The sequence below is a fragment of the Variovorax beijingensis genome (genome assembly GCF_007828835.1).
In the GTDB taxonomy this organism is placed as follows: domain Bacteria; phylum Pseudomonadota; class Gammaproteobacteria; order Burkholderiales; family Burkholderiaceae_C; genus Variovorax; species Variovorax beijingensis_A.
In genome coordinates, this window is the sequence record NZ_VIVL01000002.1 from 18,106 (window position 1) to 36,975 (window position 18,870).

Sequence of the window (18,870 nt, forward strand, 5' to 3'; positions counted from 1 at the left end):
CAGAGGCTGGGGGGCCGTTTTGTTGGGAGATTATGTAAGCCGCTGTTGCAGGCCCGGAAGCAGCCCAAAGTAGTCATCGCGAACGCAGATGCGCAATTCGTGAAGCAATGCACATCGCCGTGTGCCGCGGGCGCGTATCGGTGTCCGATGGACAGCCGCTCTGCTAGATTCCGTCCCGGTAGCCAATCCATTCAAAGAGTCTTTGACGCTCTGTTCTCCCTGAACCCTTCAATGAAGGTTTTTTTGGCTACCTCTCAACCCGCTTCGGCGGGTTCTTTTTTGGGCGGAACAGTCCTGAAGGAAGCGTCCTTAACCATCGGTTAAGACCGGCTAAACAAGACGCGAATTGTCGGCATGCCCTCGAATCGTGAGGATGCACAGCGCCGACGCCGTCGGATCCGCGCAAGAAAAAGACAGGAGACAGCATGCACCCGAGAAGCCCGACTGGGCGCCAGCCGCGCCTGCACTGGTTCGCGGCGGCGATGGCCGCGGTGGCAATCGCCGCCGGTGCACCGGCCGAGGCCCGCGTCACCCGCATCGTGATCGACAGCGTCGCGCCTCTCGCTGGGCAGTCGATTCCATACGAGCAGGTCCGCGGCCGCGCCTTCGGCGAGCTCGATCCGAACGATCCGCACAACAGCGTCATCACCGACATCCAGCTCGGCGCGGACGCCGACGGCAAGGTGCGGTATGAAACCACCTTCAATCTGGTGAAGCCGGTCGACATGAGCCGCGCGAGTGGCTTCCTCTGGCACGACGTGCCCAACCGCGGCGGCGCCGGCACCATCGCCGTGGAGGAGCGCGAACTGGGCGATGTCGGCCTGCGCAGCGGCTGGCAGGCGGACAACGCCGGCAACACGGGCATTCCCGCCAATCGGGCCGAGGGTACCAATCACTGGGTGGCGGCACCCATCGCCAAGCTGAACGGCGTGGCTGTCACAGGCACGGTGTTCGCGCGCATCGTCAACCGCGGCGGCGCGGGCTCCCAGCCGCTGATGGTGCAGACCAACCCCGTGCCCTACCTTCCGGCCACGCTGGACACGGCCCAGGCAACGCTGAAGACGCACATCAAGGAAACCGTCGATGGCGTCGTCACCGAGGGGCCGGCCATCGCCGCGGGCGACTGGGCCTTTGCCAGATGCGATGCCGGCAACCCGTTTCCCGGCACGCCGATCGACATCAACCCCGCCAATGCGCCCGGCAACCTGCCGGTGCACATCTGCCTGCGCAACGGCTTCGATGCCAAGCTGCTGTACCAGGTGGTGTATCCGGCCCAGAACGCCTACGTATTGGGCGTGGGCATGGCGGCGTTCCGCGACGTGGGCACCTTCTTCCGCTACGAGACGGCGGACGACTTCGGCACGCGCAATCCGGTGGGAGGCTTCGTCAAGGGCACGGCGGTGCGCGGTGTGTCGCAGTCCGGGAACATGGTGCGGCAGTTCATCTTCATGGGCCTGAACCAGGACGAGCGCAACCGCAAGGTCTACGACGGCGCCTGGCCGATCATCGCGGGCCGCCGGGTGGCGGCCAACTCGCGCTGGGCCCAGCCGGACGGCGTGCTGGAACTCTTTCAGCAGGGCAGCGAAGGCCCGCAGTGGTGGGTGGACTGGCCGGACCCGGTGCGCAAGCAGCCCACCGGCAGCATCTTCTCGCGCTGCAGCGCCAACGACACCTGCCCGAAGGTGATCGAGCATTTCGGATCGGCCGAGGTGTATGCACTGAAGCTGACGCCCGAGTGGATCGGCACGGCCGGCGACGCGGACATTCCGCTGCCGCGCAACGTGCGGCGCTACTACGTGCCGGGCAGTCACCACGGCGGCGGCGCGGGCGGCTTCACGCACATGCCCGCGGCCGCCACCGGCCCCACCTGTCCCGGCAACAACTTCGGCCGCGGCACCTTGGCGGCCAACCCGGTGCCGCACACGGAAATCACCAACGTGCTGCGCCCTGTCATGCGCGACTGGGTGCTGAACGGCACACCGCCGCCGCCCAGCCGCTGGCCGACGCTCGCGGCCCGGACGCTGGTCGACGCCAACAAGAAGGCGATGGGCTTTCCGAGCGGCGTGCCCGGCATTCCGGACTCGATCTTCCTGCCGCAGAACTTTGCGTTTCCGGTGTTCGACTACGACTGGGGGCCGCAATTCAATCATGCGGAAGCCTCCGGCGTGCCCACCCAGGTGCCGCCGTCCATCAAGAAGGTGATTCCGATGAAAGTTCCGAAGGTCGACGCCGACGGCAACGAGATCGACGGCGTCCCCACGGTGCTCGTGATGGCGCCGCTGGGCACCTACCTGGGCTTCAACGTCACCGCCGAGGGCTTCCACCGCGGCAAGGTGTGCAACTACGTCGGCGGCTATGTGCCGTTCGCCCGCACGCGTGCCGAGCGGGTGGCGAATGGCGATCCGCGCCTGTCGCTCGAGGAGCGCTACGGCAGCCGCGAGGGCTACGTGGCCGCGGTGCGCGCCGCTGCCGAGAAGGCGTTCGCCGAGGGTTTTCTCCTTCCTGCGGACCGCGACCGCCTTATCCGGCAGGCTTCGGAGAGTGCCGTGCTCCGCTGAAGGGTGCCGCGCTTTCCTCGATCATTTCCACCAGGGCGGCCGCCGGCGTCGAGAGCTCCGCGCGGCTGCGCATGGCCAGCAGCAGCACGCGTTCCATCTCGACGCCTTCGAGGCCGACCTGCACGAGACCCAGGGCCTGGGCATAGAGCGCGGCAGCCGCGCGCGGCAGGATCGCCAGGCCGAGCCCGAACGCGACCATGCGGCACATCGAATCGAAGCTGCGCACCTGCACCCGGATGCGCGGCGTGCGCTTGACCGCGTCGGCCGCCGCCATCACCTTGCGCGTGAGCGATGCGCTGCGTGCCAGCGTGACCAGGTCGTGGTCGAGCACGTTCTCGATGGAGGCGTTCTGCCGGCCGGCCAGCGCATGGCCCGCCGGCACCAGCAGCACCAGCTGGTCGACATTGCAGACGAGGGTTTCCAGGCCTTCGTGCGGCACGTTGTCGCCGATCACGGCCAGCTCCGCCGTGCCCTTGAGCACGGCGCGGATTCCGTCCTCGCTCAAGGCGTCTTCCATGTCGATCACCACCTGCGGATAGCGGCGGGCGTACTCGGCCAGCACGCTCGGCAGGAAGCCGCCGAAAGCGGAGGGATTGGCGCACAGCCGCAGGTGGCCGGTGGCACCTGACTGAAGATCGTCGACCGCCTGCACGAGCTGTTCCAGGCGCGCGATCACCTCGATCGCGTGCCGGTGCAGGGTCTGGCCTTCGGGCGTGGCGGTCACGCCGCGCTGGCCGCGCTGCAGCAGCGCCATGCCGCAGTGCTGTTCGAGATCGGTGATGCGCTTGCTGGCCGCCGGAAGCGATACGCCGAACCGGTCTGCGCCCGCCGTCAGGCTTCCGCCATCGACGACCGCGACAAAAAGCCGCAGGGAGATGAGATCGAAACGGTTCAGGTTGATCATGGCGGGTGGATTTGACCACTGGCAACGCTACGATCCACCGAAAGAAGCAAGACACCACACCATGCCCATCTTCCCTCGACCCGGTTTCATCTTTTTCCCTGGTACGCGCGGCATCCTGGCGGCCGCCGTCTGTGCTGCATCGCTGTTCATGGCGGGCTGCGAGACGCAGCCCGAATTCCGCCCGCTCACCTCCGAGGCGCCGCCGCCGCCCACCTTCGTGACCGTGCCCAAAGAAGAAACCTGCCAGGCCGCGCAGGCGCGCTATGCGCTCGGCCAGGCGCTCGATCCGCTGCTGCTGGAGCAGATGCGCACGCGCACTGGCTCCAAGTCCGCGCGCACCTCGGCCGCCGGCGCGCCGCTGCCGGCGCCGGCCGATCCGGCGCGGCTCAATGTCGACGTCGATGCGCAGGGCAGGGTGGTTGCCGCGCGCTGCGGCTGAAAGTCAATAATTCCGGGATGACCACCCACCCGACCCCCGCTGCCATCGCGCTCGACTGCTACTACAGCCTTTCCTCGCCCTGGGCCTACCTGGGCGGCCCGCAGCTGCAGGACATCGTGCGGCGCCACCATGTGCGGCTCACGCTCAAGCCCTACGACTTCCAGGCCGTGGTGCCGCAGACCGGCGGCATTCCGCTGAAGACGCGGCCCGAGCCGCGCCGCAGCTACCACGCGCTCGAATTGGCGCGCTGGCGCGACTACCTCGGCATGCCGCTCAACCTGGAGCCCGCCTACTATCCCAAGGGTGCGCCGGTCGATCCGAACTGGAACAAGTACCCGGGCTGGATGGTGATTGCCGCGCAGCTGCAGGGGCTCGATGCCCAGCCGCTTTCGCATGCGCTGCTGCGCGCGCTCTGGGCCGAAGAGCGCGACACCTCCGAGGCCGCGGTGCGCATCGCAGTGGCCGAGGAAAACGGCTATGACGGCGCGGCGCTGCAGGCGCTGGAGCAGGCGCCCGAGATCTTGGCGGTCTACCGCGCCAACAGCGCCGACGCCATCCAGGCCGGCGTGTTCGGCGCGCCGACCTTCGTGCTCGACGGCGAGCGCTTCTGGGGCCAGGACCGGCTGGCCTTTCTGGACCGGGCGCTCGACAGGCGCCGCCATTCCACGGGCGGATAATCCCCCGATGCGAATCCGCTTTACCAAGATGCAGGGTGCCGGCAACGATTTCGTCGTGCTGGACGAGACGCGCGGCACGCTGGGCCTCACGGCCGCGCAGTACCGCTTCCTGGCCGACCGCCATTTCGGCGTCGGCGCCGACCAGATCCTCACGGTGCGGCCGCCCTCCAAGGGCGCGGCCGAGGGGGTCGATTTCCAGTACGTGATCCACAACGCCGACGGCGGCGAGGTGGAGCAGTGCGGCAACGGCGCGCGCTGCTTCATGCGCTTCGTGCGCGAGCACCACCTGACCGAGAAGGACACGGTGCGCGTCGAAACGCTGGCCGGCATCATCGAGCCGCGCATGGGCGAAGACGGCCGCGTCACGGTCGACATGGGGCCGCCCGTCTTCGAGCCCGCGCGCGTGCCCTTCGACACCGCCGGCCTCGATCCGCAGCCCGACGGCGCCTGGCACACCTGGCACCTGGCCCTCGGCACGCATGCCGACTCGGCCATCGTGTCGGTCGCGGTGCTGTCGATGGGCAACCCGCATGCGGTGCAGGTGGTCGACAACGTCGACACCGCGCCCGTGGCCCGGCAGGGCCCGCAGATCGAGCACCATCCGCGCTTTCCGCAGCGGGTGAATGCCGGCTTCATGCAGGTGGTCGACCGCACGCACGTCAGGCTGCGCGTGTTCGAGCGCGGCGCCGGCGAAACGCTGGCCTGCGGCACCGGCGCCTGCGCGGCGGTGGTGGCGGGCATCCGGCTCGGCCTGCTGGAGCGCCGGGTCGATGTGCAGACGCATGGCGGCGTGCTCACGATCGGCTGGGAAGGCGAGGGCCATCCGGTGCTCATGACCGGCCCGGCCACCACGGTTTTCGAGGGAGACATCGAGGTGCCCGAGCTGCCATGACCCACTTCAGAAACAACAAAGACGACGCCATGAACCCGATCACCGAAGACGACATCGCCAACTACCTGGCGAACACGCCCGACTTCTTCGAGCGGCACGCGCAGCTGCTGGCGCAGGTGCAGCTCACCAGCCCGCACGGCAACCGCGCCGTGAGCCTGCAGGAGCGCCAGGCCGAGATGCTGCGCGAGAAGATCAAGGCGCTGGAACATCGACTGATGGACATGGTGCGCCACGGCACCGAGAACGTGGTCATCGCCGACCGCCTGCAGCGCTGGACCAGCGGCCTGCTGACCACGCGCGACCCGCGCAGCCTGCCCTACCGCATCGCGGTCGACCTGCAGTCGCTGTTCCTGGTGCCGCAGACCGCCATCAAGGTGTGGGACTGCGGCGCCGACTACCTCAACGAAGCCTATGCGCAGTGGGTGAGCGACGACGTGAAGGCGCTGGCCACCTCGCTGACCTCGCCTTACTGCGGGCTCAACTCGGGCTTCGAGGCGGCCAACTGGCTGCCCGAGCCGGCCGGCGCGATGTCGATCGCGCTGATCCCGCTGCGGCCCGATGCCGAGTCGCCGGCCTTCGGCCTCCTGGTGCTGGCCTCGCCGGACGCGCAGCGCTTCAACGCCGAAATGGGCACCGACTTTCTCGAACGCATCGCGGAACTGGCCTCGGGCGCGCTGTCGCGGCTGCGGCCTTGAGCGGGCAGCGCCGGTCCTGGCGGGCCGCCGCGCGGCCCGTGCTGTGGACGGTGCTGCTGGCCGGACTGCTGGCCTACCTGGTCGTTGCGGCCGTCATCTGGCGGCGCGCGGTCGAGGCGCTTGCCAATCCGCCGCAATGGCCGGCCGACGCAGCGCTGGTCCTGGGCAACCGCGCCTACCTCGATGGCAAGCCCAATCCCTGCCTGACGGGCCGGGTCGATGCCGCCATCGCGCTGGCCGATGCGGGCCTTGCGAAGAAGCTGGTGCTGTCGGGCGGCGTCGACAAGGAAGACGGCCGCATCGAGGCCGAGGTGATGCAGCGGCATGCGCGCGCCCAGGGCTACGCCGGGCCGCTGCTGCTGGAGCCGGCATCGACCTCGACCCGCCTGAACCTCGCCATGTCGCGTCCGCTGCTGCAGGCGGCGGGCGTGCACGGCGTGATCGTGGTGTCGGAGCCCTACCACCTGTGGCGCGTGGAGCGCCTGGTGCGGGCCAGCGGCTTCGACAGGGACTTCGATGTCCAGTACGCGGCGGCGAGCACGCGCTGCTGGCGCCGCTGGGGCATGGTTTTCAAGGGTGCGTTGCGCGAGCCTCTGGCTGTCGTGAACAATGCGTTCAATGGCTACCTCCACTGAGACGGCGGGGACCGGCTGGGTCGACAAGTACCTGGAGCATGTGCGCGTCGAGCGCCGGCTGGCGGCGCGCACGGTCGAGCTCTACGCCATCCACCTGCAGGCGCTCGCGGCCCATGCCGCACAGGCCGGGCTCTCGCTCGACCGCGTGCAGACCGCGCACATCCGGCGCTGGATGGCGCAGCTGCACGGCGCGGGACGCGAGCCGCGCGGCATTGCGCTGGTGCTCTCGTGCTGGCGCAGCTTCTACCGCTGGCTCGGCAACGAGGGGCTGGTGGGCTTCAATCCCGTGAAGGACGTGCATGCGCCCAAGGCCGCGCGGCCGCTGCCCAAGGCGCTGGCGGTCGACGATGCGGTGCGGCTTGCCGAACTCTACGACCCCGAGGCCGACCCCTGGACCGAGGCGCGCGACAGCGCGATCGTCGAGGTGCTCTACGGCTGCGGCCTGCGCGTGAGCGAGCTCACCGGCCTCGATGCGCGCGCCAGCGGCACGGCCCGCGGCTGGGTCGATCTCGACGCGCTGGAGGCCAACGTGCTCGGCAAGGGCAGCAAGCGGCGCATCGTGCCGATCGGCAGCAAGGCGGCCGAGGCGCTGCGCGACTGGTTCGCGGTGCGCGGCGAATGCGCGGCGCTGTCGACGGCCGCGCTGCGCGACCCGGCGGGCGCGGCGGCGCTCTTCATCAGCAGCAAGGGCGTGCGCATGTCCTCGCAGGCGGTGTGGAAGCTGCTGCGCGAGCGCAGCCTCAAGGCCGGCCTTGCGGCGCCGGTGCATCCGCACATGCTGCGGCATTCGTTCGCGAGCCATGTGCTGCAGTCGAGCAGCGACCTGCGCGCGGTGCAGGAACTGCTGGGCCACGCCAACATCGCGACCACGCAGGTCTATACCCGGCTGGACTTCCAGCACCTGGCCAAGGTGTATGACGCGGCACACCCGCGCGCGCAGGCGCGCCCCGAGGGCCCGCGCGCCAAGCCGAAGAACGACGACAACAACAAGCCAACCAAATGAAAACCCTCCGCCTCAAGCCCGGCAAGGAGCGCTCGCTGCAGCGCCGCCATCCCTGGATCTTCGAATCCGCCATTGCACGCGGCGGTGCCGATTCGGGCGAGACGGTGCGCGTCGAATCCCATGACGGCGCCTTCCTGGCCTGGGCCGCCTTCAGCCCGGTGTCCAAGATCCGTGCGCGGGCCTGGAGCTTTGTCGAAACGCAGCGCATCGATGCCGCCTTCCTGGCGTCGGTGTGCGCCCGCGCGGTGGCGGCCAGGGCGCTTTTCGACCTGCAGAGCGACGGTGTCCGGTTGGTCCACGGCGAGGCCGACGGGCTGCCGGGCCTGATCGTCGACCGGTATGGCGACACGCTAGTGGCGCAGTTCCTGTCAGCCGGCGTCGAGCGCTGGAAGGCCGCGATTGCCGATGCGCTGCTCGCGGCGACCGGCCTGCACAAGCTCTACGAGCGCTCCGACGCCAGCGGCCGCGAACGCGAAGGCCTGAAGCCGGTCACCGGCTGGCTGCGCGGGGAGGGCGCCACCGAGATCACGATTCGCGAGCACGGCTGGAAGCTTTCGCTCGACATCGCCACCGGCCACAAGACCGGCTTCTACCTTGACCAGCGCGACAGCCGCCAGCGCTTTGCCGAACTGGCGCAGCATCGGCGCTTTCGGCGCGTGCTCAACTGCTTCTGCTACACCGGCGGCTTCACGGTGGCCGCGCTCGCGGGCCTGCGGGCGGCCGGCGCGGTGGAAGGCGCCGAACTGGTGTCGGTCGATTCGTCGCAGCCGGCACTCGAGCGGGCGCGCGCGCACCTGGCGTTGAACGGCTTCGGCGCCGAGGGTTCGGGCCTGAAGACGGAATTCCTGGACGCCAACGTCAACACCGTGCTGCGCGAATTCATCGAGCAGGGCCGAAGCTTCGACGCCATCGTGCTCGACCCGCCCAAGTTCGCGCCCACAGCGGCCCATGCCGAGCGCGCCGCCCGCGCCTACAAGGACATCAACCGCCTCGCGCTCAAGCTGCTGGAGCCCGGCGGCGTGCTGCTGACCTTTTCGTGCTCGGGCGGCATCAGCGCCGATCTTTTCCACAAGATCGTGGCTTCGGCCGGTATCGACGCGCAAGTGGACGGCTACATCAGCGAACGCCTTGGTGCCGCGCCCGACCATCCCATGACCATCGAGTTTCCCGAGGGCGAATACCTCAAGGGCCTGGTGGTGGTGAGGAAGCCTGCTTGACCCCGCACCAACGCAACTGAGTGGCATTGGCTAAACTGCCGGCCCAATCCCTTTTCTTCCTGTTTTCCGTTTCCGGAGCACACCCATGGCCCTCATTCCCGCCACCATCCTCACCGGCTTCCTGGGCTCGGGCAAGACCACGCTGCTCAAGCGCATCCTGACCGAGGCCCATGGCCAGAAGATCGCGGTGATCGAAAACGAGTTCGGCGAAGAGAACATCGACAGCGACATCCTCGTGACCGAGTCGAAGGAGCAGATCGTGCAGATGAGCAACGGCTGCGTCTGCTGCACCATCCGCGAAGACCTGCGCGAGGCGCTGCAGCTGCTGGCCGCCAAGAAGCGCCAGGGCCTGCTCGACTTCGACCGCGTGGTGATCGAGACCACCGGCCTGGCCGACCCCGGCCCCGTGGCGCAGACCTTCTTCATGGACGACGAGATCGCCGAGAGCTACCTGCTCGACTCCATCCTGACGCTGGTCGACGCCAAGCATGCGCCGCAGCAGCTCAACGACCGCCAGGAGGCGCGCCGCCAGGTGGGCTTTGCCGACCAGATCTTCATCAGCAAGAGCGAGCTGGTGTCGGCCGAGGAGACCGATGCGCTGATTCATCGCCTGAAGCACATGAACCCGCGCGCGCCGCAGCAGAAGGCGCATTTCGGCGATGTGCCGCTCAAGGACATCTTCGACCTGCGCGGCTTCAACCTGAACGCCAAGCTCGACATCGACCCCGACTTCCTCAAGGAAGACGACCACGACCATCACGACCATGACCACGCGCATGGCGAGCATTGCGACCACCCCTCGCACAAGCACGAGGGCCACGGCCACCATCACCACACCGACGACGACGTCAAGAGCTTCGTCTACAAGGCCGACCGCCCCTTCGACCCGGCCAAGCTGGAAGACTTCCTGGGCGCCATCGTCAACATCTACGGTCCGCGCATGCTGCGCTACAAGGGCGTGCTGAACATGAAGGGCACCGAGCGCAAGGTGATCTTCCAGGGCGTGCACCAGCTGATGGGCAGCGACCTGGGCCCGGAGTGGGGCAAGGACGAAGCCCGCCAGAGCCGCATGGTGTTCATCGGCATCGAGCTGCCGCGAGAGATCCTGGAGCAAGGCCTGGAGCAGTGCCTGGTCTGAGGCCCCGACTTGCTCCTTCCCCGCTGGGGGAAGGTGGGATGGGGGCGGGCCGCCGATCAGGCGCCGTGCTTTTTTCGGGGCTGCCGTGCCCCCCACCCCGGCCTTCCCCCGAAGGGGAGGGAGGAATTACCGGCCTGGTGCGCCCAGCGGCTTGCCGTTGAGCTTCAGGCCGCCTTCGGCGTATTCGATCTGCGCGGTGACGTCATCGCCCTCGCGCCTGACGAAGCCCTTTTGCTCGCCTTGCTCGACCAGCCCCGCCATCATTTCGGGCGGCGGCGTCTGGCCGCTCTCGGCGCCGGTGGCGGCCAGCTGTTCCAGCCATTGCATCGGCAGCCGCGCGCTGGCCTTGAGCACGCCGCGCTTCATGAGCAATGCCATGCCGGGTGCCTGCAGGTCTTCGTCGGTCACGCCGGCCATGCCGGCCGTGTAGCTGATCTCGCCGCGCTTGCCGCCGATTTCGACCAGCATCCTGTCGAGCCCGATCTCGGGGCTGTACTTGGCCATGGCCTTGAGGTCGGGCGCCAGCTGGTCGAACAGCACCTTCATCGCCGCCTGCGAGGCCTTGTTGCCGCCCTTGCCGCAGCCGTTCGCGGCGCTCGACTGCATCCAGGCATCGGCCAGCTTCTTGTAGCCGGCGGCGTGGATGCGGCGTCCGCCGCTGCTCATCTCGAACTTGTCGATCTTCGTCTCGCCGATCTTGCCGGTGCCCTTGACCGTACCGGTCGATGCGTAGAGCCCGTCCGCGATGGTGGCTTCGGCAAGCATGTCGATGTTCTGCAGCAGCACGGCCGGCAGGGCCTTGCCTTCGCCGCCCGCGGCGCCGCCCAGGCCCTTGGGGGCTGCGAATTCGAGGCTGTCGAGCCGGGCCTCGGTCTTGCCCGTGGCCAGGATCCAGCCCTCGCTCTTGTCCATGTCGGCCTTGCCGGCCAGCTTGCCCATCTTCAGCGTGGCGCCGGTGCGCGCATCGCTGACATCCAGCCCCGGCATCGTCAGGTCGTAGTGCACACGGGTCCGGGCGCCGTTCATCTCGATGCGGGCCTGCGCGCCCTGCCAGGCGAACCGGGCCTTGCCTTCCTCGGCCAGGCTGGCGGGCGCCACCGCCAGGTCGGTGGTGTAGGCGCCGTCGAACGACACTTTGGTGTGCGCCGTCAGGGGCTTGGCCTTGCCGAAGATCTGTTCGGCCTTGGCCTGGCCCTTCACGTCCAGCACCAGTTCGCTGTCGATGATGGCTGCCGCCAGCGTGCCACCGGCCAGCGGGCCGTGGCGGATGGTGTCGCGGAAGGTGATACGCACCGCCTTGAACGGCGTGGCGGCTTCTTCCGCTTCTTCTTCCTCATCCTCATCCTCTTCCTCGCCGGGCTTGGCGGCAGGCACCTGCGCCGCGGCGGCCGCATCGGCTGCGCAGCCGAGTTCGATCGTCACTGTGCTGACGGCACCGAAGAAGCCGCGTTCGTAGCTGCGCTCGACCACGCGCACCAGCGCAGTCTGCTTCGGCACCTCGTCCAGCGCGGCCTCGTAGCTGGACTTTACTTTCGAGCCGGCCAACCACGTGCCGCCACCATAGGCAAGTGCGATGGCCGCAGCCAGCACGCCCAGAACTGCTTTTTTGCTCAAGATTGATTTCTCTTTTGTATGAATGAGATCGACCCGCACCGCTCCCCCGGCGATTTCGGCAGGTCTTGCTACCCCCTCCGGCAGCGCCGGCGATGCTACCGGAGACAAGGGGGTTGCAGGCACATCACCCTTCGATTCGAGTTCTCTATACAATCGCGCGCCTGTTCCGGCAGCCACGCCTTCGCCCGATGGGGCGGGATGTGGCTGACGGTGCGGGGCGCCGCAGGTTCCTGGCGGGCTTTCGGGGGTATAACCCCGGGGTTCGTCACTGCGAGCACTCCGACGAGTGGAGCCCGCGCGGCTTGAAACCCGCCGTGGTTCCCTTGGGAGGAGACACCCAGTGAAAGCGCGTTCCAGTTCGTTCAAGGAGCCAGTCACCGTGAAGAAGCCCGCCGCCAAGGCCACGCCAGCAACCAAGCCCGCCGCCAAGAAAGCGGCGGCTGCAAAGCCGGCTGTACCCGCGGCAAAAAAGAGTTCTTCCGCTGCAAAGGCCCCGGCCACGAAACCAAAAAGCGCTCCAAAGAAGCCAGCAACGCCGTCGGCCAAGGCCGCGACCGTTGCAAAGAAGCCCGTCAAGCCTGCAAAGTCTGCTGCGCCGCCGGTGGCATCCGCCCCGGACAGGAGCGCAACCAAAACTGCAGTCGCGGGTCAACCGCCATCCAAAACCGTCGGCCGCACTGCTGCCGTTCCTTCTGCCCCTCCGATCCCAATGAAAAAAACGGCTGCCGCCTCTTCTTCCGCCACGGCGACACCTTCGATGCCCGCTCAGACCGCTGCACCCGCCCCCGCGCGAGGTGGCCGCGTGTCCCGGCTGTCGCAGCTGACCGTGCCTTCCATGCCGCAATCGGTGGCTTCCACCGCGGCCAAGTCCTCCTTCTCGCAGGCGCCTTCCAATGCACTGGTGCCGCCGCCTCCCGTCGCGGTGAAAAAAGACCCGAAGCTCGCCAACAACTGGAAAGCCAAGTCGGCTGCCGAGTTGACCGATGCCGAGGTGATCGCCATGCCCGACTCCGAGTACATGAATGAAAAGCAGATGGCGTTCTTCCGCCTGAAGCTGGTCGAACTCAAGCGCGGCATTCTCGAAAATGCCGGCGAAACCACCGAGCACCTGCGCGAAGACACCGTGGTGGTGCCCGATCCGGCCGACCGCGCCACCATCGAGGAAGAGCACGCGCTCGAGCTGCGCACGCGCGACCGCGAGCGCAAGCTGCTCAAGAAGATCGAGCAGTCGATCCAGCGCATCGATGCCGGCGACTACGGCTATTGCGACGAAACCGGTGAACCCATCGGCGTCGGCCGCCTGCTGGCGCGTCCCACCGCCACGCTGTCGCTCGAAGCGCAGCAGCGCCGCGAGCTCAAGCAGAAGATGTTCGGGGACTGAACGAGCGGCCGAAGAAGAGAACCTGTTCGCCTCGAAACCTCGTCGATGCCAAAGGAAGAGTCGGGCCGCCTTTTTTCCAAGGTGGCAAAGTTCGTCCGCAATCCGCTCAAGGATTGGTCCGAGCTGAATTCGACTGCGGATTCCACGCTGCCCGAGCAGGCTTACAGCCGCGAAATGCTCAAGGAGATGATCGAGCGGCGCCAGCGCAACGATTTCGTTCGCCGGCGCGAGTTCGACATGCTGCGCAAGCTTCGCCAGCGCGAAGCCGCCGCCCACGCCTTCGAAGGAACGGTCACGCCGTCTTCCTTCAACCTGAACAGCACCACGGAGAAATCCGAGGGGCGCGCGCTCACGCTCAAGAAGATCGACGAGATCGAGGAGCAGATGTCGCAGCAGTGGTGGAAGGGCCGCGGCCCCAACGGCGAGGTGCTGTCCAATGCGCCGCCCGATGCCGGCGCCGAAACCCTGCCGCCGCCCGTCGACGCAGCCGAGCTGGCCAGCCTGCTTGCCGCGCCGGCCTACGGCCCCGCGCCGGCGCCTGCCGTCGTGCCGGCACCGGCCGTGGTTGCCGCGGCTGCGCCTGCCGCGCCCGCTGCGGGCGTTCCGGCGGCCAGCGGCACCTCGCTGCTGTCGGCACGGCTCGCGCGCGACGGCGCGCTCGAAGAAGCCGTGATCCGCTTCGCGCACGGCGACGATGCCGGCGCCGAGGCCATTCTTCTTCAGGCCCTGGCCTCCGAAAGCGCAGCGGCCGAGGGCGACCACGCCACCACCGAGCGCGACGACGCGCGTTGGCGCACGTTGTTCGACCTGTATCGCGCCACCGGCGACGCCGCCAGGTTCGCCGCGGCACGCATGCGCTATGCGCAGCGCATGAAGCGCATGGGACCGGACTGGGTCTCGCTCGACGAACTGGCGCGCAGCGTGAAGGCGGTGGCCGCCAGCGAACTCGCAGAACTGGCGCCGGCCGGCGCCGACTGGGCCAGCCCGGCACGCCTGGCGCGCGACGGCTTGATCCAGCTCACGCGGGCGCTGTCGCAGGCCGGCTCGGTCTGGACGCTCGACTGGCGCGCGCTGGTCGCCATCGAGGCCGACGCCGCCGCGCCGCTGCGCGTGCTGTTTGCACACTGGGCCGATTCGCCGGTCCAGCTGCGCTTCATCGGCGCCGCGAAATTGCTGGCCGTGCTGGCCGAGGCCACGCCCAACAACGAGCGCGGCACGCCGGACGTCTGGTGGCAGCTGCATCTGGCTGCACTGCGCATGATGAACATGCCCGACGACTTCGAGCTGGTGGCGCTCAACTACTGCATCACCTACGAGGTGTCGCCGCCGGCCTGGCAAGACCCCAAGGGCGCCTGCACTTCGGTGGCCGCACCGGCGGCAAGCCGTTCGAACTCCGTGTGGTCGCTGCTCTCGGTCAATGGCGAATCGGAGAGCTTTCCCACCACCGACACCGGCTTTGCCGCGCTGGCCGGCGATCTGCGCGGCGAGGCGCATTCGAGCCTGCAGCGTCTCGATACGGACCTGCGCAACACCACGGCGCCCGTCATCTCGTGCGCCGCGCTGCTGCGCATGGACCTGGCTGCCGCCGGCACGCTGCTTGGCTGGGTGCGGGCGCGCGACGCCCAGGGCGAGCGCGTGCAGTTCGTGGATGCCCATCGGCTGATCGCGGTGCTGTTCGACCTGGTCGGCATCGCCGACCATGCGACCGTGGCCCTGCGGAAGAACTAGGGCGCCCTGGCGCTGCGCACATTCGGTAGCAGCCGCGGGCTTGCATTGCCCTGCGGCATCCCCAGATGGCTTCGATGGAACAGTTTCACGGCACCACCATCGTGAGCGTGCGCCGCAAGACCCCCCAGGGCGACCAAGTCGCCATCGGCGGGGACGGGCAGGTCACTCTCGGCAATATCGTCATCAAGGGCACCGCGCGCAAGGTGCGGCGGCTCTATCACGGCAAGGTGCTCGCGGGCTTTGCCGGCGCCACGGCCGACGCCTTCACGCTCTTCGAGCGCTTCGAGGCCAAGCTCGAGAAGCACCAGGGGCACCTCACCCGCGCCGCCGTCGAGCTCACGAAAGACTGGCGCACCGACCGCGTGCTGCGCAAGCTCGAGGCCATGCTGGCCGTGGCCGATGCCACCACCTCGCTCATCATCACCGGCAATGGCGACGTGCTGGAACCCGAAGACGGCGTGATCGCCATCGGCTCCGGCGGCGCCTACGCCCAGTCCGCCGCCAAGGCGCTGATCGACAACACCGAGCTCACGGCCGAGCAGATCGTGCGCAAATCGCTGGCGATAGCCGGTGAAATCTGCATTTACACGAACATGAACCACACGGTGGAAGCGCTCTGACCATGTCCATGACCCCGCAGGAAATCGTCTCCGAGCTCGACAACCACATCGTCGGCCAGCCGGCCGCCAAGCGTGCCGTGGCCATTGCGCTGCGCAACCGCTGGCGCCGCCAGCAGGTCGAGGAGAAGCTGCGCACCGAGATCACGCCCAAGAACATCCTCATGATCGGCCCCACGGGCGTGGGCAAGACCGAGATCGCACGCCGCCTTGCGCGCCTGGCGGATGCGCCCTTCATCAAGGTGGAAGCCACCAAGTTCACCGAGGTGGGCTATGTCGGCAAGGATGTCGACTCGATCGTTCGCGACCTGGCCGAGATTGCCGTCAAGCAGACGCGCGAGGCCGAGAGCGCCAAGGTGCGCGCACGGGCCGAAGATGCCGCCGAGGAGCGCATCCTCGACGTGCTGCTGCCGCCTGCGCGCGGCGCGGACGGCGCCGCGCCGGCGCTGGACGGCCCCAACCCCACGCGGCAGGCCTTCCGCAAGAAGCTGCGCGAGCACCAGCTCGACGACAAGGAAATCGAGCTCGACCTGGCCGAAGCCCGCGCGCCGCTCGAGATCATGGGCCCGGCCGGCATGGAGGAAATGACCGAGCAGCTGCGCGGCATGTTCGGCCAGCTCGGCGGCGGCAAGCGCAAGACGCGCAAGCTCAAGATCGCCGAGGCAATGCGTCTGCTGATCGACGAGGAAGCGGCCAAGCTCGTCAACGAGGACGAGATCCGCACGCAGGCCATCACCAACGCCGAGCAGAACGGCATCGTCTTCATCGACGAGATCGACAAGGTCGCCACGCGCAGCGAGGCCCAGGGCTCCGACGTGTCGCGCCAGGGCGTGCAGCGCGACCTGCTGCCGCTGGTCGAGGGCACGGCCGTGAGCACCAAGTACGGCGTGGTGCGCACCGACCACATGCTCTTCATTGCGAGCGGCGCCTTCCACCTGAGCAAGCCGAGCGACCTGATCCCCGAGCTGCAAGGGCGCTTTCCGATCCGCGTCGAACTGCAGTCGCTCTCGGTGTCCGATTTCGAGAGCATCCTCACGCAGACCCGCGCCTCGCTCGTGAAGCAGTACCAGGCGCTGCTTGCCACCGAGGGCGTCACGCTCGAATTCACGCCCGACGGCGTGAACCGTCTGGCCACCATCGCGTACGAGGTCAACGAGCGCACCGAGAACATTGGCGCACGCCGCCTGTCGACCGTGATGGAGCGTCTGCTGGATGAGGTAAGCTTCGACGCGACCCGCATCGAGGGGCAGACCATCCGCATCGATGCCGCTTATGTCGACGAGCGCCTTGCGGCACTAAGTCACGACGAAGATCTTTCGCGCTTCATCCTCTGAAGCCGCTTTGCGGCCCCTGTAACGGCGGCCGCGCTTCACGCATCACATTCACTGCGTGAGCTAAGTGCTTAATTCTCAACGAAATTCGCCGATTTCCAGGTTTGGAAATCGGCGCTAAGTCGTTGATTCCATTACAAAAAATAGCACCAACGGCCAGTTGCGTCTGAAGTGTTTCCTGCTACAGTGCAAAAAAGTGCAGTTAAGTGGGAAAAAGTGCGGGTGGTGCCTCTTTCGGGTGCTGCGGCATTCCCAATACAGGGGTTCTGGTCGTGTTTCAAGGCGCTTCATCGCTCAGTCTGGATGCCAAGGGGCGGCTCTCCGTGCCGACCCGGCATCGCGACGTCCTGAGCGCCACGGCGGGCGGCCAGCTCACGATCACCAAGCATCCGCACGGCTGCCTCATGGTGTTCCCGCGTCCCGAGTGGGAGAAATTCAGGGAGCGCATCGCCGCGCTGCCGATGTCGGCACAGTGGTGGAAGCGCGTCTTCCTCGGCAACGCCATGGACGTGGAGATGGACGGCACCGGACGCATCCTGGTGTCGCCCGAACTGCGTGCCGCCACGGGCATCGTGCGCGACACGCTGCTCCTGGGCATGGGCAACCACTTCGAGCTCTGGGACAAGGCGACCTACGAGGCCAAGGAGGCCGAGGCCACCCAGGGCGAGATGCCGGATGTGTTTCAGGACTTCGCGTTCTGAGGACCGACGTGAACACTCCATGGACCCATACGACCGTCTTGCTGAACGAAGCGGTGGAAGCCCTTCTTTCCGGCAGCAAGGCAGCCACCGGCACCTACGTGGATGCGACCTTCGGGCGTGGAGGGCATGCGCGCGCAATCCTCGCGCGGCTGGCGCCGGAAGGCAGGCTGATCGCATTCGACAAGGATGCGGAAGCGGTGGCCGAAGCAGCGCGCATCTCGGATGCGCGTTTTTCCATCCGGCACCAGGGATTCCGTTCGCTGGGCGAATTGCCCGATGCCAGCGTGGCGGGTGTGCTGATGGACCTGGGCGTGAGTTCGCCGCAAATCGACAACCCGGTGCGCGGTTTCAGTTTTCGTTTCGACGGTCCGCTCGACATGCGCATGGATACCACGCGCGGCGAGAGCGTGGCCGATTGGCTGGCAACGGCCGAACTTCAGCAGATTGCAGAGGTGATCCGTGACTATGGCGAAGAACGGTTTGCTGTTCAGATTGCAAAGGCGATTGTTGCTCGCAGACAAGAACGGGGCGCAATTTCAACCACCACCGAACTGGCCGAGCTCGTGGCTGGCGCGGTCAAAACCCGCGAGCCGGGCCAGAACCCTGCAACGCGCACATTTCAGGCTTTTCGGATTTTCATCAACGCCGAGCTTGAAGAGCTGCAACAGGCGCTAGAGGCAAGCCTTTCCGTGCTGCAACCCGGGGGCCGGCTCGCGGTGATCAGCTTCCATTCGCTGGAAGACCGCATCGTGAAGCAGTTCATCGCCAGGCACTCGAAGGAGGTGTACGACCGCCGCGCGCCGTTCGCCGCCCCGAAGGCCATGAAGCTGCGCGCGCTCGAGCGCATCAAGCCCTCGGCCGAAGAGGTGAGCGGCAACCCGCGCTCGCGCAGCGCGATCCTGCGCGTGGCCGAGCGCACCGCCGAGTCTGTCTGACATGGCCCGCCTCAACCTGCTCCTGCTGCTCGCGGTGGTCGCCTCCGCGCTCTACCTCGTGCACACGCAGTACCTGTCGCGCCAGCTCTACACCGAGCTCGACCGCACCCAGCAGGAGGCCCGGCGGCTCGAGCTCGACCACGACCGGCTGCAGGTGGAAAAGCGCGCGCAGGCCACGCCATTGCGCGTGGAGAAGCTGGCCAAGGAGCAGCTGCAGATGCGCACCACCACGCCGGCCATCACGCAGTACGTGCGGCCCGACGGCACGGTGATCCCGGCCGTGGTGGCGCCGCCGCCGGCGCCGCCTGCGACGCCAGCGGCCAAACCCGTCGCGAGGACCCAGCGATGAGCGCCGCGCCGGGCCGTCCCAAGCAAGCTCGCTCCCGCTCGGCGGGAAGGCGCGCA

At 67.7% G+C, this 18,870-nt stretch carries 18 protein-coding genes; 16 read left to right on the forward strand and 2 right to left on the reverse strand.

Annotation, left to right across the window (positions count from 1 at the left end; genetic code table 11):
* Nucleotides 1-425: 425 nt before the first annotated feature.
* Nucleotides 426-2,558: an alpha/beta hydrolase domain-containing protein gene (locus FB547_RS06405; RefSeq protein WP_145740629.1), complete on the forward strand. Its 2,133-nt coding sequence runs from the start codon at nt 426-428 to the stop codon at nt 2,556-2,558.
* Here the strand turns inward: FB547_RS06405 and FB547_RS06410 are convergent.
* On the reverse strand, nt 2,521-3,462 hold the full coding sequence (locus FB547_RS06410) for a LysR family transcriptional regulator (RefSeq protein ID WP_145740631.1): 942 nt from the start codon (nt 3,460-3,462) through the stop codon (nt 2,521-2,523). The genes FB547_RS06405 and FB547_RS06410 overlap by 38 nt on opposite strands.
* Nucleotides 3,463-3,523: 61 nt before the next feature.
* On the opposite strand from FB547_RS06410, the gene FB547_RS06415 reads away from it, so the two are divergent.
* From FB547_RS06415 to FB547_RS06450, 8 genes are all read left to right on the forward strand, one after another.
* Nucleotides 3,524-3,901 carry an I78 family peptidase inhibitor gene (locus FB547_RS06415; protein WP_225612800.1) on the forward strand — a complete coding sequence of 126 codons (378 nt, stop codon included), beginning with the start codon at nt 3,524-3,526 and terminating at the stop codon, nt 3,899-3,901.
* 17 nt (nt 3,902-3,918) lie between these two features.
* Nucleotides 3,919-4,578, forward strand: a complete 660-nt coding sequence (locus FB547_RS06420) for a 2-hydroxychromene-2-carboxylate isomerase (protein WP_145740633.1) — start codon at nt 3,919-3,921, stop codon at nt 4,576-4,578.
* 7 nt (nt 4,579-4,585) lie between these two features.
* A complete protein-coding gene (gene dapF, locus FB547_RS06425; protein WP_145740635.1) occupies nt 4,586-5,470 on the forward strand; it encodes a diaminopimelate epimerase in 885 nt (294 codons plus the stop codon).
* Nucleotides 5,467-6,165: a DUF484 family protein gene (locus FB547_RS06430; RefSeq protein WP_021005622.1), complete on the forward strand. Its 699-nt coding sequence runs from the start codon at nt 5,467-5,469 to the stop codon at nt 6,163-6,165. Before dapF ends, FB547_RS06430 begins: the two co-directional genes overlap by 4 nt.
* A complete protein-coding gene (locus FB547_RS06435; RefSeq protein WP_145740637.1) occupies nt 6,162-6,800 on the forward strand; it encodes a YdcF family protein in 639 nt (212 codons plus the stop codon). The genes FB547_RS06430 and FB547_RS06435 overlap by 4 nt, the downstream gene beginning before the upstream one ends.
* The gene (locus FB547_RS06440; protein WP_145740638.1) at nt 6,784-7,803 is read left to right on the forward strand and encodes a tyrosine recombinase XerC; all 1,020 of its coding nucleotides are present in this window, start codon (nt 6,784-6,786) and stop codon (nt 7,801-7,803) included. The genes FB547_RS06435 and FB547_RS06440 overlap by 17 nt, the downstream gene beginning before the upstream one ends.
* Nucleotides 7,800-9,020 carry a class I SAM-dependent rRNA methyltransferase gene (locus FB547_RS06445; protein ID WP_145740640.1) on the forward strand — a complete coding sequence of 407 codons (1,221 nt, stop codon included), beginning with the start codon at nt 7,800-7,802 and terminating at the stop codon, nt 9,018-9,020. Before FB547_RS06440 ends, FB547_RS06445 begins: the two co-directional genes overlap by 4 nt.
* Nucleotides 9,021-9,105: 85 nt before the next feature.
* Nucleotides 9,106-10,158: a CobW family GTP-binding protein gene (locus FB547_RS06450; protein ID WP_145740642.1), complete on the forward strand. Its 1,053-nt coding sequence runs from the start codon at nt 9,106-9,108 to the stop codon at nt 10,156-10,158.
* 126 nt (nt 10,159-10,284) lie between these two features.
* Here the strand turns inward: FB547_RS06450 and FB547_RS06455 are convergent, their stop codons facing one another.
* Nucleotides 10,285-11,772, reverse strand: coding sequence for a YdgA family protein (locus FB547_RS06455; protein ID WP_261380235.1), 1,488 nt, complete (start codon nt 11,770-11,772; stop codon nt 10,285-10,287).
* 757 nt (nt 11,773-12,529) lie between these two features.
* Between FB547_RS06455 and dksA the strand changes: the two genes are divergently transcribed.
* The 7 genes from dksA to ftsL all read left to right on the forward strand — a co-directional run bounded on the left by dksA (nt 12,530) and on the right by ftsL (nt 18,814).
* Nucleotides 12,530-13,153: an RNA polymerase-binding protein DksA gene (gene dksA / locus FB547_RS33795; protein WP_012746056.1), complete on the forward strand. Its 624-nt coding sequence runs from the start codon at nt 12,530-12,532 to the stop codon at nt 13,151-13,153.
* Nucleotides 13,154-13,198: 45 nt separating this feature from the next.
* A complete protein-coding gene (locus tag FB547_RS06465; RefSeq protein ID WP_145740644.1) occupies nt 13,199-14,881 on the forward strand; it encodes an STAS domain-containing protein in 1,683 nt (560 codons plus the stop codon).
* A gap of 74 nt (nt 14,882-14,955) precedes the next feature.
* Nucleotides 14,956-15,501: an ATP-dependent protease subunit HslV gene (hslV, locus tag FB547_RS06470; RefSeq protein WP_012746058.1), complete on the forward strand. Its 546-nt coding sequence runs from the start codon at nt 14,956-14,958 to the stop codon at nt 15,499-15,501.
* A 2-nt stretch (nt 15,502-15,503) separates the two neighbouring features.
* A complete protein-coding gene (gene hslU / locus FB547_RS06475) occupies nt 15,504-16,832 on the forward strand; it encodes an ATP-dependent protease ATPase subunit HslU (protein ID WP_145740646.1) in 1,329 nt (442 codons plus the stop codon).
* A 269-nt stretch (nt 16,833-17,101) separates the two neighbouring features.
* On the forward strand, nt 17,102-17,530 hold the full coding sequence (mraZ, locus tag FB547_RS06480; protein ID WP_012746060.1) for a division/cell wall cluster transcriptional repressor MraZ: 429 nt from the start codon (nt 17,102-17,104) through the stop codon (nt 17,528-17,530).
* Between the two features lie 8 nt (nt 17,531-17,538).
* Complete coding sequence (gene rsmH / locus FB547_RS06485; protein ID WP_145740648.1) at nt 17,539-18,465, forward strand: 16S rRNA (cytosine(1402)-N(4))-methyltransferase RsmH; 927 nt, start codon at nt 17,539-17,541, stop codon at nt 18,463-18,465.
* A 1-nt stretch (nt 18,466) separates the two neighbouring features.
* Nucleotides 18,467-18,814 carry a cell division protein FtsL gene (gene ftsL, locus FB547_RS06490; RefSeq protein WP_145740650.1) on the forward strand — a complete coding sequence of 116 codons (348 nt, stop codon included), beginning with the start codon at nt 18,467-18,469 and terminating at the stop codon, nt 18,812-18,814.
* Nucleotides 18,815-18,870: the final 56 nt, after the last annotated feature.

What these genes read in the sequence shown, in the direction of transcription:
- FB547_RS06410 (WP_145740631.1), bottom strand. Translation starts at nt 3,462, where the DNA reads ATGATCAACCTGAACCGTTTCGATCTCATCTCCCTGCGGCTTTTTGTC.
- FB547_RS06405 (WP_145740629.1), top strand. Translation starts at nt 426, where the DNA reads ATGCACCCGAGAAGCCCGACTGGGCGCCAGCCGCGCCTGCACTGGTTC.
- FB547_RS06420 (WP_145740633.1), top strand. Translation starts at nt 3,919, where the DNA reads ATGACCACCCACCCGACCCCCGCTGCCATCGCGCTCGACTGCTACTAC.
- hslU (WP_145740646.1), top strand. Translation starts at nt 15,504, where the DNA reads ATGTCCATGACCCCGCAGGAAATCGTCTCCGAGCTCGACAACCACATC.
- FB547_RS06440 (WP_145740638.1), top strand. Translation starts at nt 6,784, where the DNA reads ATGGCTACCTCCACTGAGACGGCGGGGACCGGCTGGGTCGACAAGTAC.
- hslV (WP_012746058.1), top strand. Translation starts at nt 14,956, where the DNA reads ATGGAACAGTTTCACGGCACCACCATCGTGAGCGTGCGCCGCAAGACC.
- dksA (WP_012746056.1), top strand. Translation starts at nt 12,530, where the DNA reads ATGCCCGCTCAGACCGCTGCACCCGCCCCCGCGCGAGGTGGCCGCGTG.
- FB547_RS06450 (WP_145740642.1), top strand. Translation starts at nt 9,106, where the DNA reads ATGGCCCTCATTCCCGCCACCATCCTCACCGGCTTCCTGGGCTCGGGC.
- FB547_RS06445 (WP_145740640.1), top strand. Translation starts at nt 7,800, where the DNA reads ATGAAAACCCTCCGCCTCAAGCCCGGCAAGGAGCGCTCGCTGCAGCGC.
- FB547_RS06430 (WP_021005622.1), top strand. Translation starts at nt 5,467, where the DNA reads ATGACCCACTTCAGAAACAACAAAGACGACGCCATGAACCCGATCACC.
- FB547_RS06415 (WP_225612800.1), top strand. Translation starts at nt 3,524, where the DNA reads ATGCCCATCTTCCCTCGACCCGGTTTCATCTTTTTCCCTGGTACGCGC.
- dapF (WP_145740635.1), top strand. Translation starts at nt 4,586, where the DNA reads ATGCGAATCCGCTTTACCAAGATGCAGGGTGCCGGCAACGATTTCGTC.
- ftsL (WP_145740650.1), top strand. Translation starts at nt 18,467, where the DNA reads ATGGCCCGCCTCAACCTGCTCCTGCTGCTCGCGGTGGTCGCCTCCGCG.
- FB547_RS06465 (WP_145740644.1), top strand. Translation starts at nt 13,199, where the DNA reads ATGCCAAAGGAAGAGTCGGGCCGCCTTTTTTCCAAGGTGGCAAAGTTC.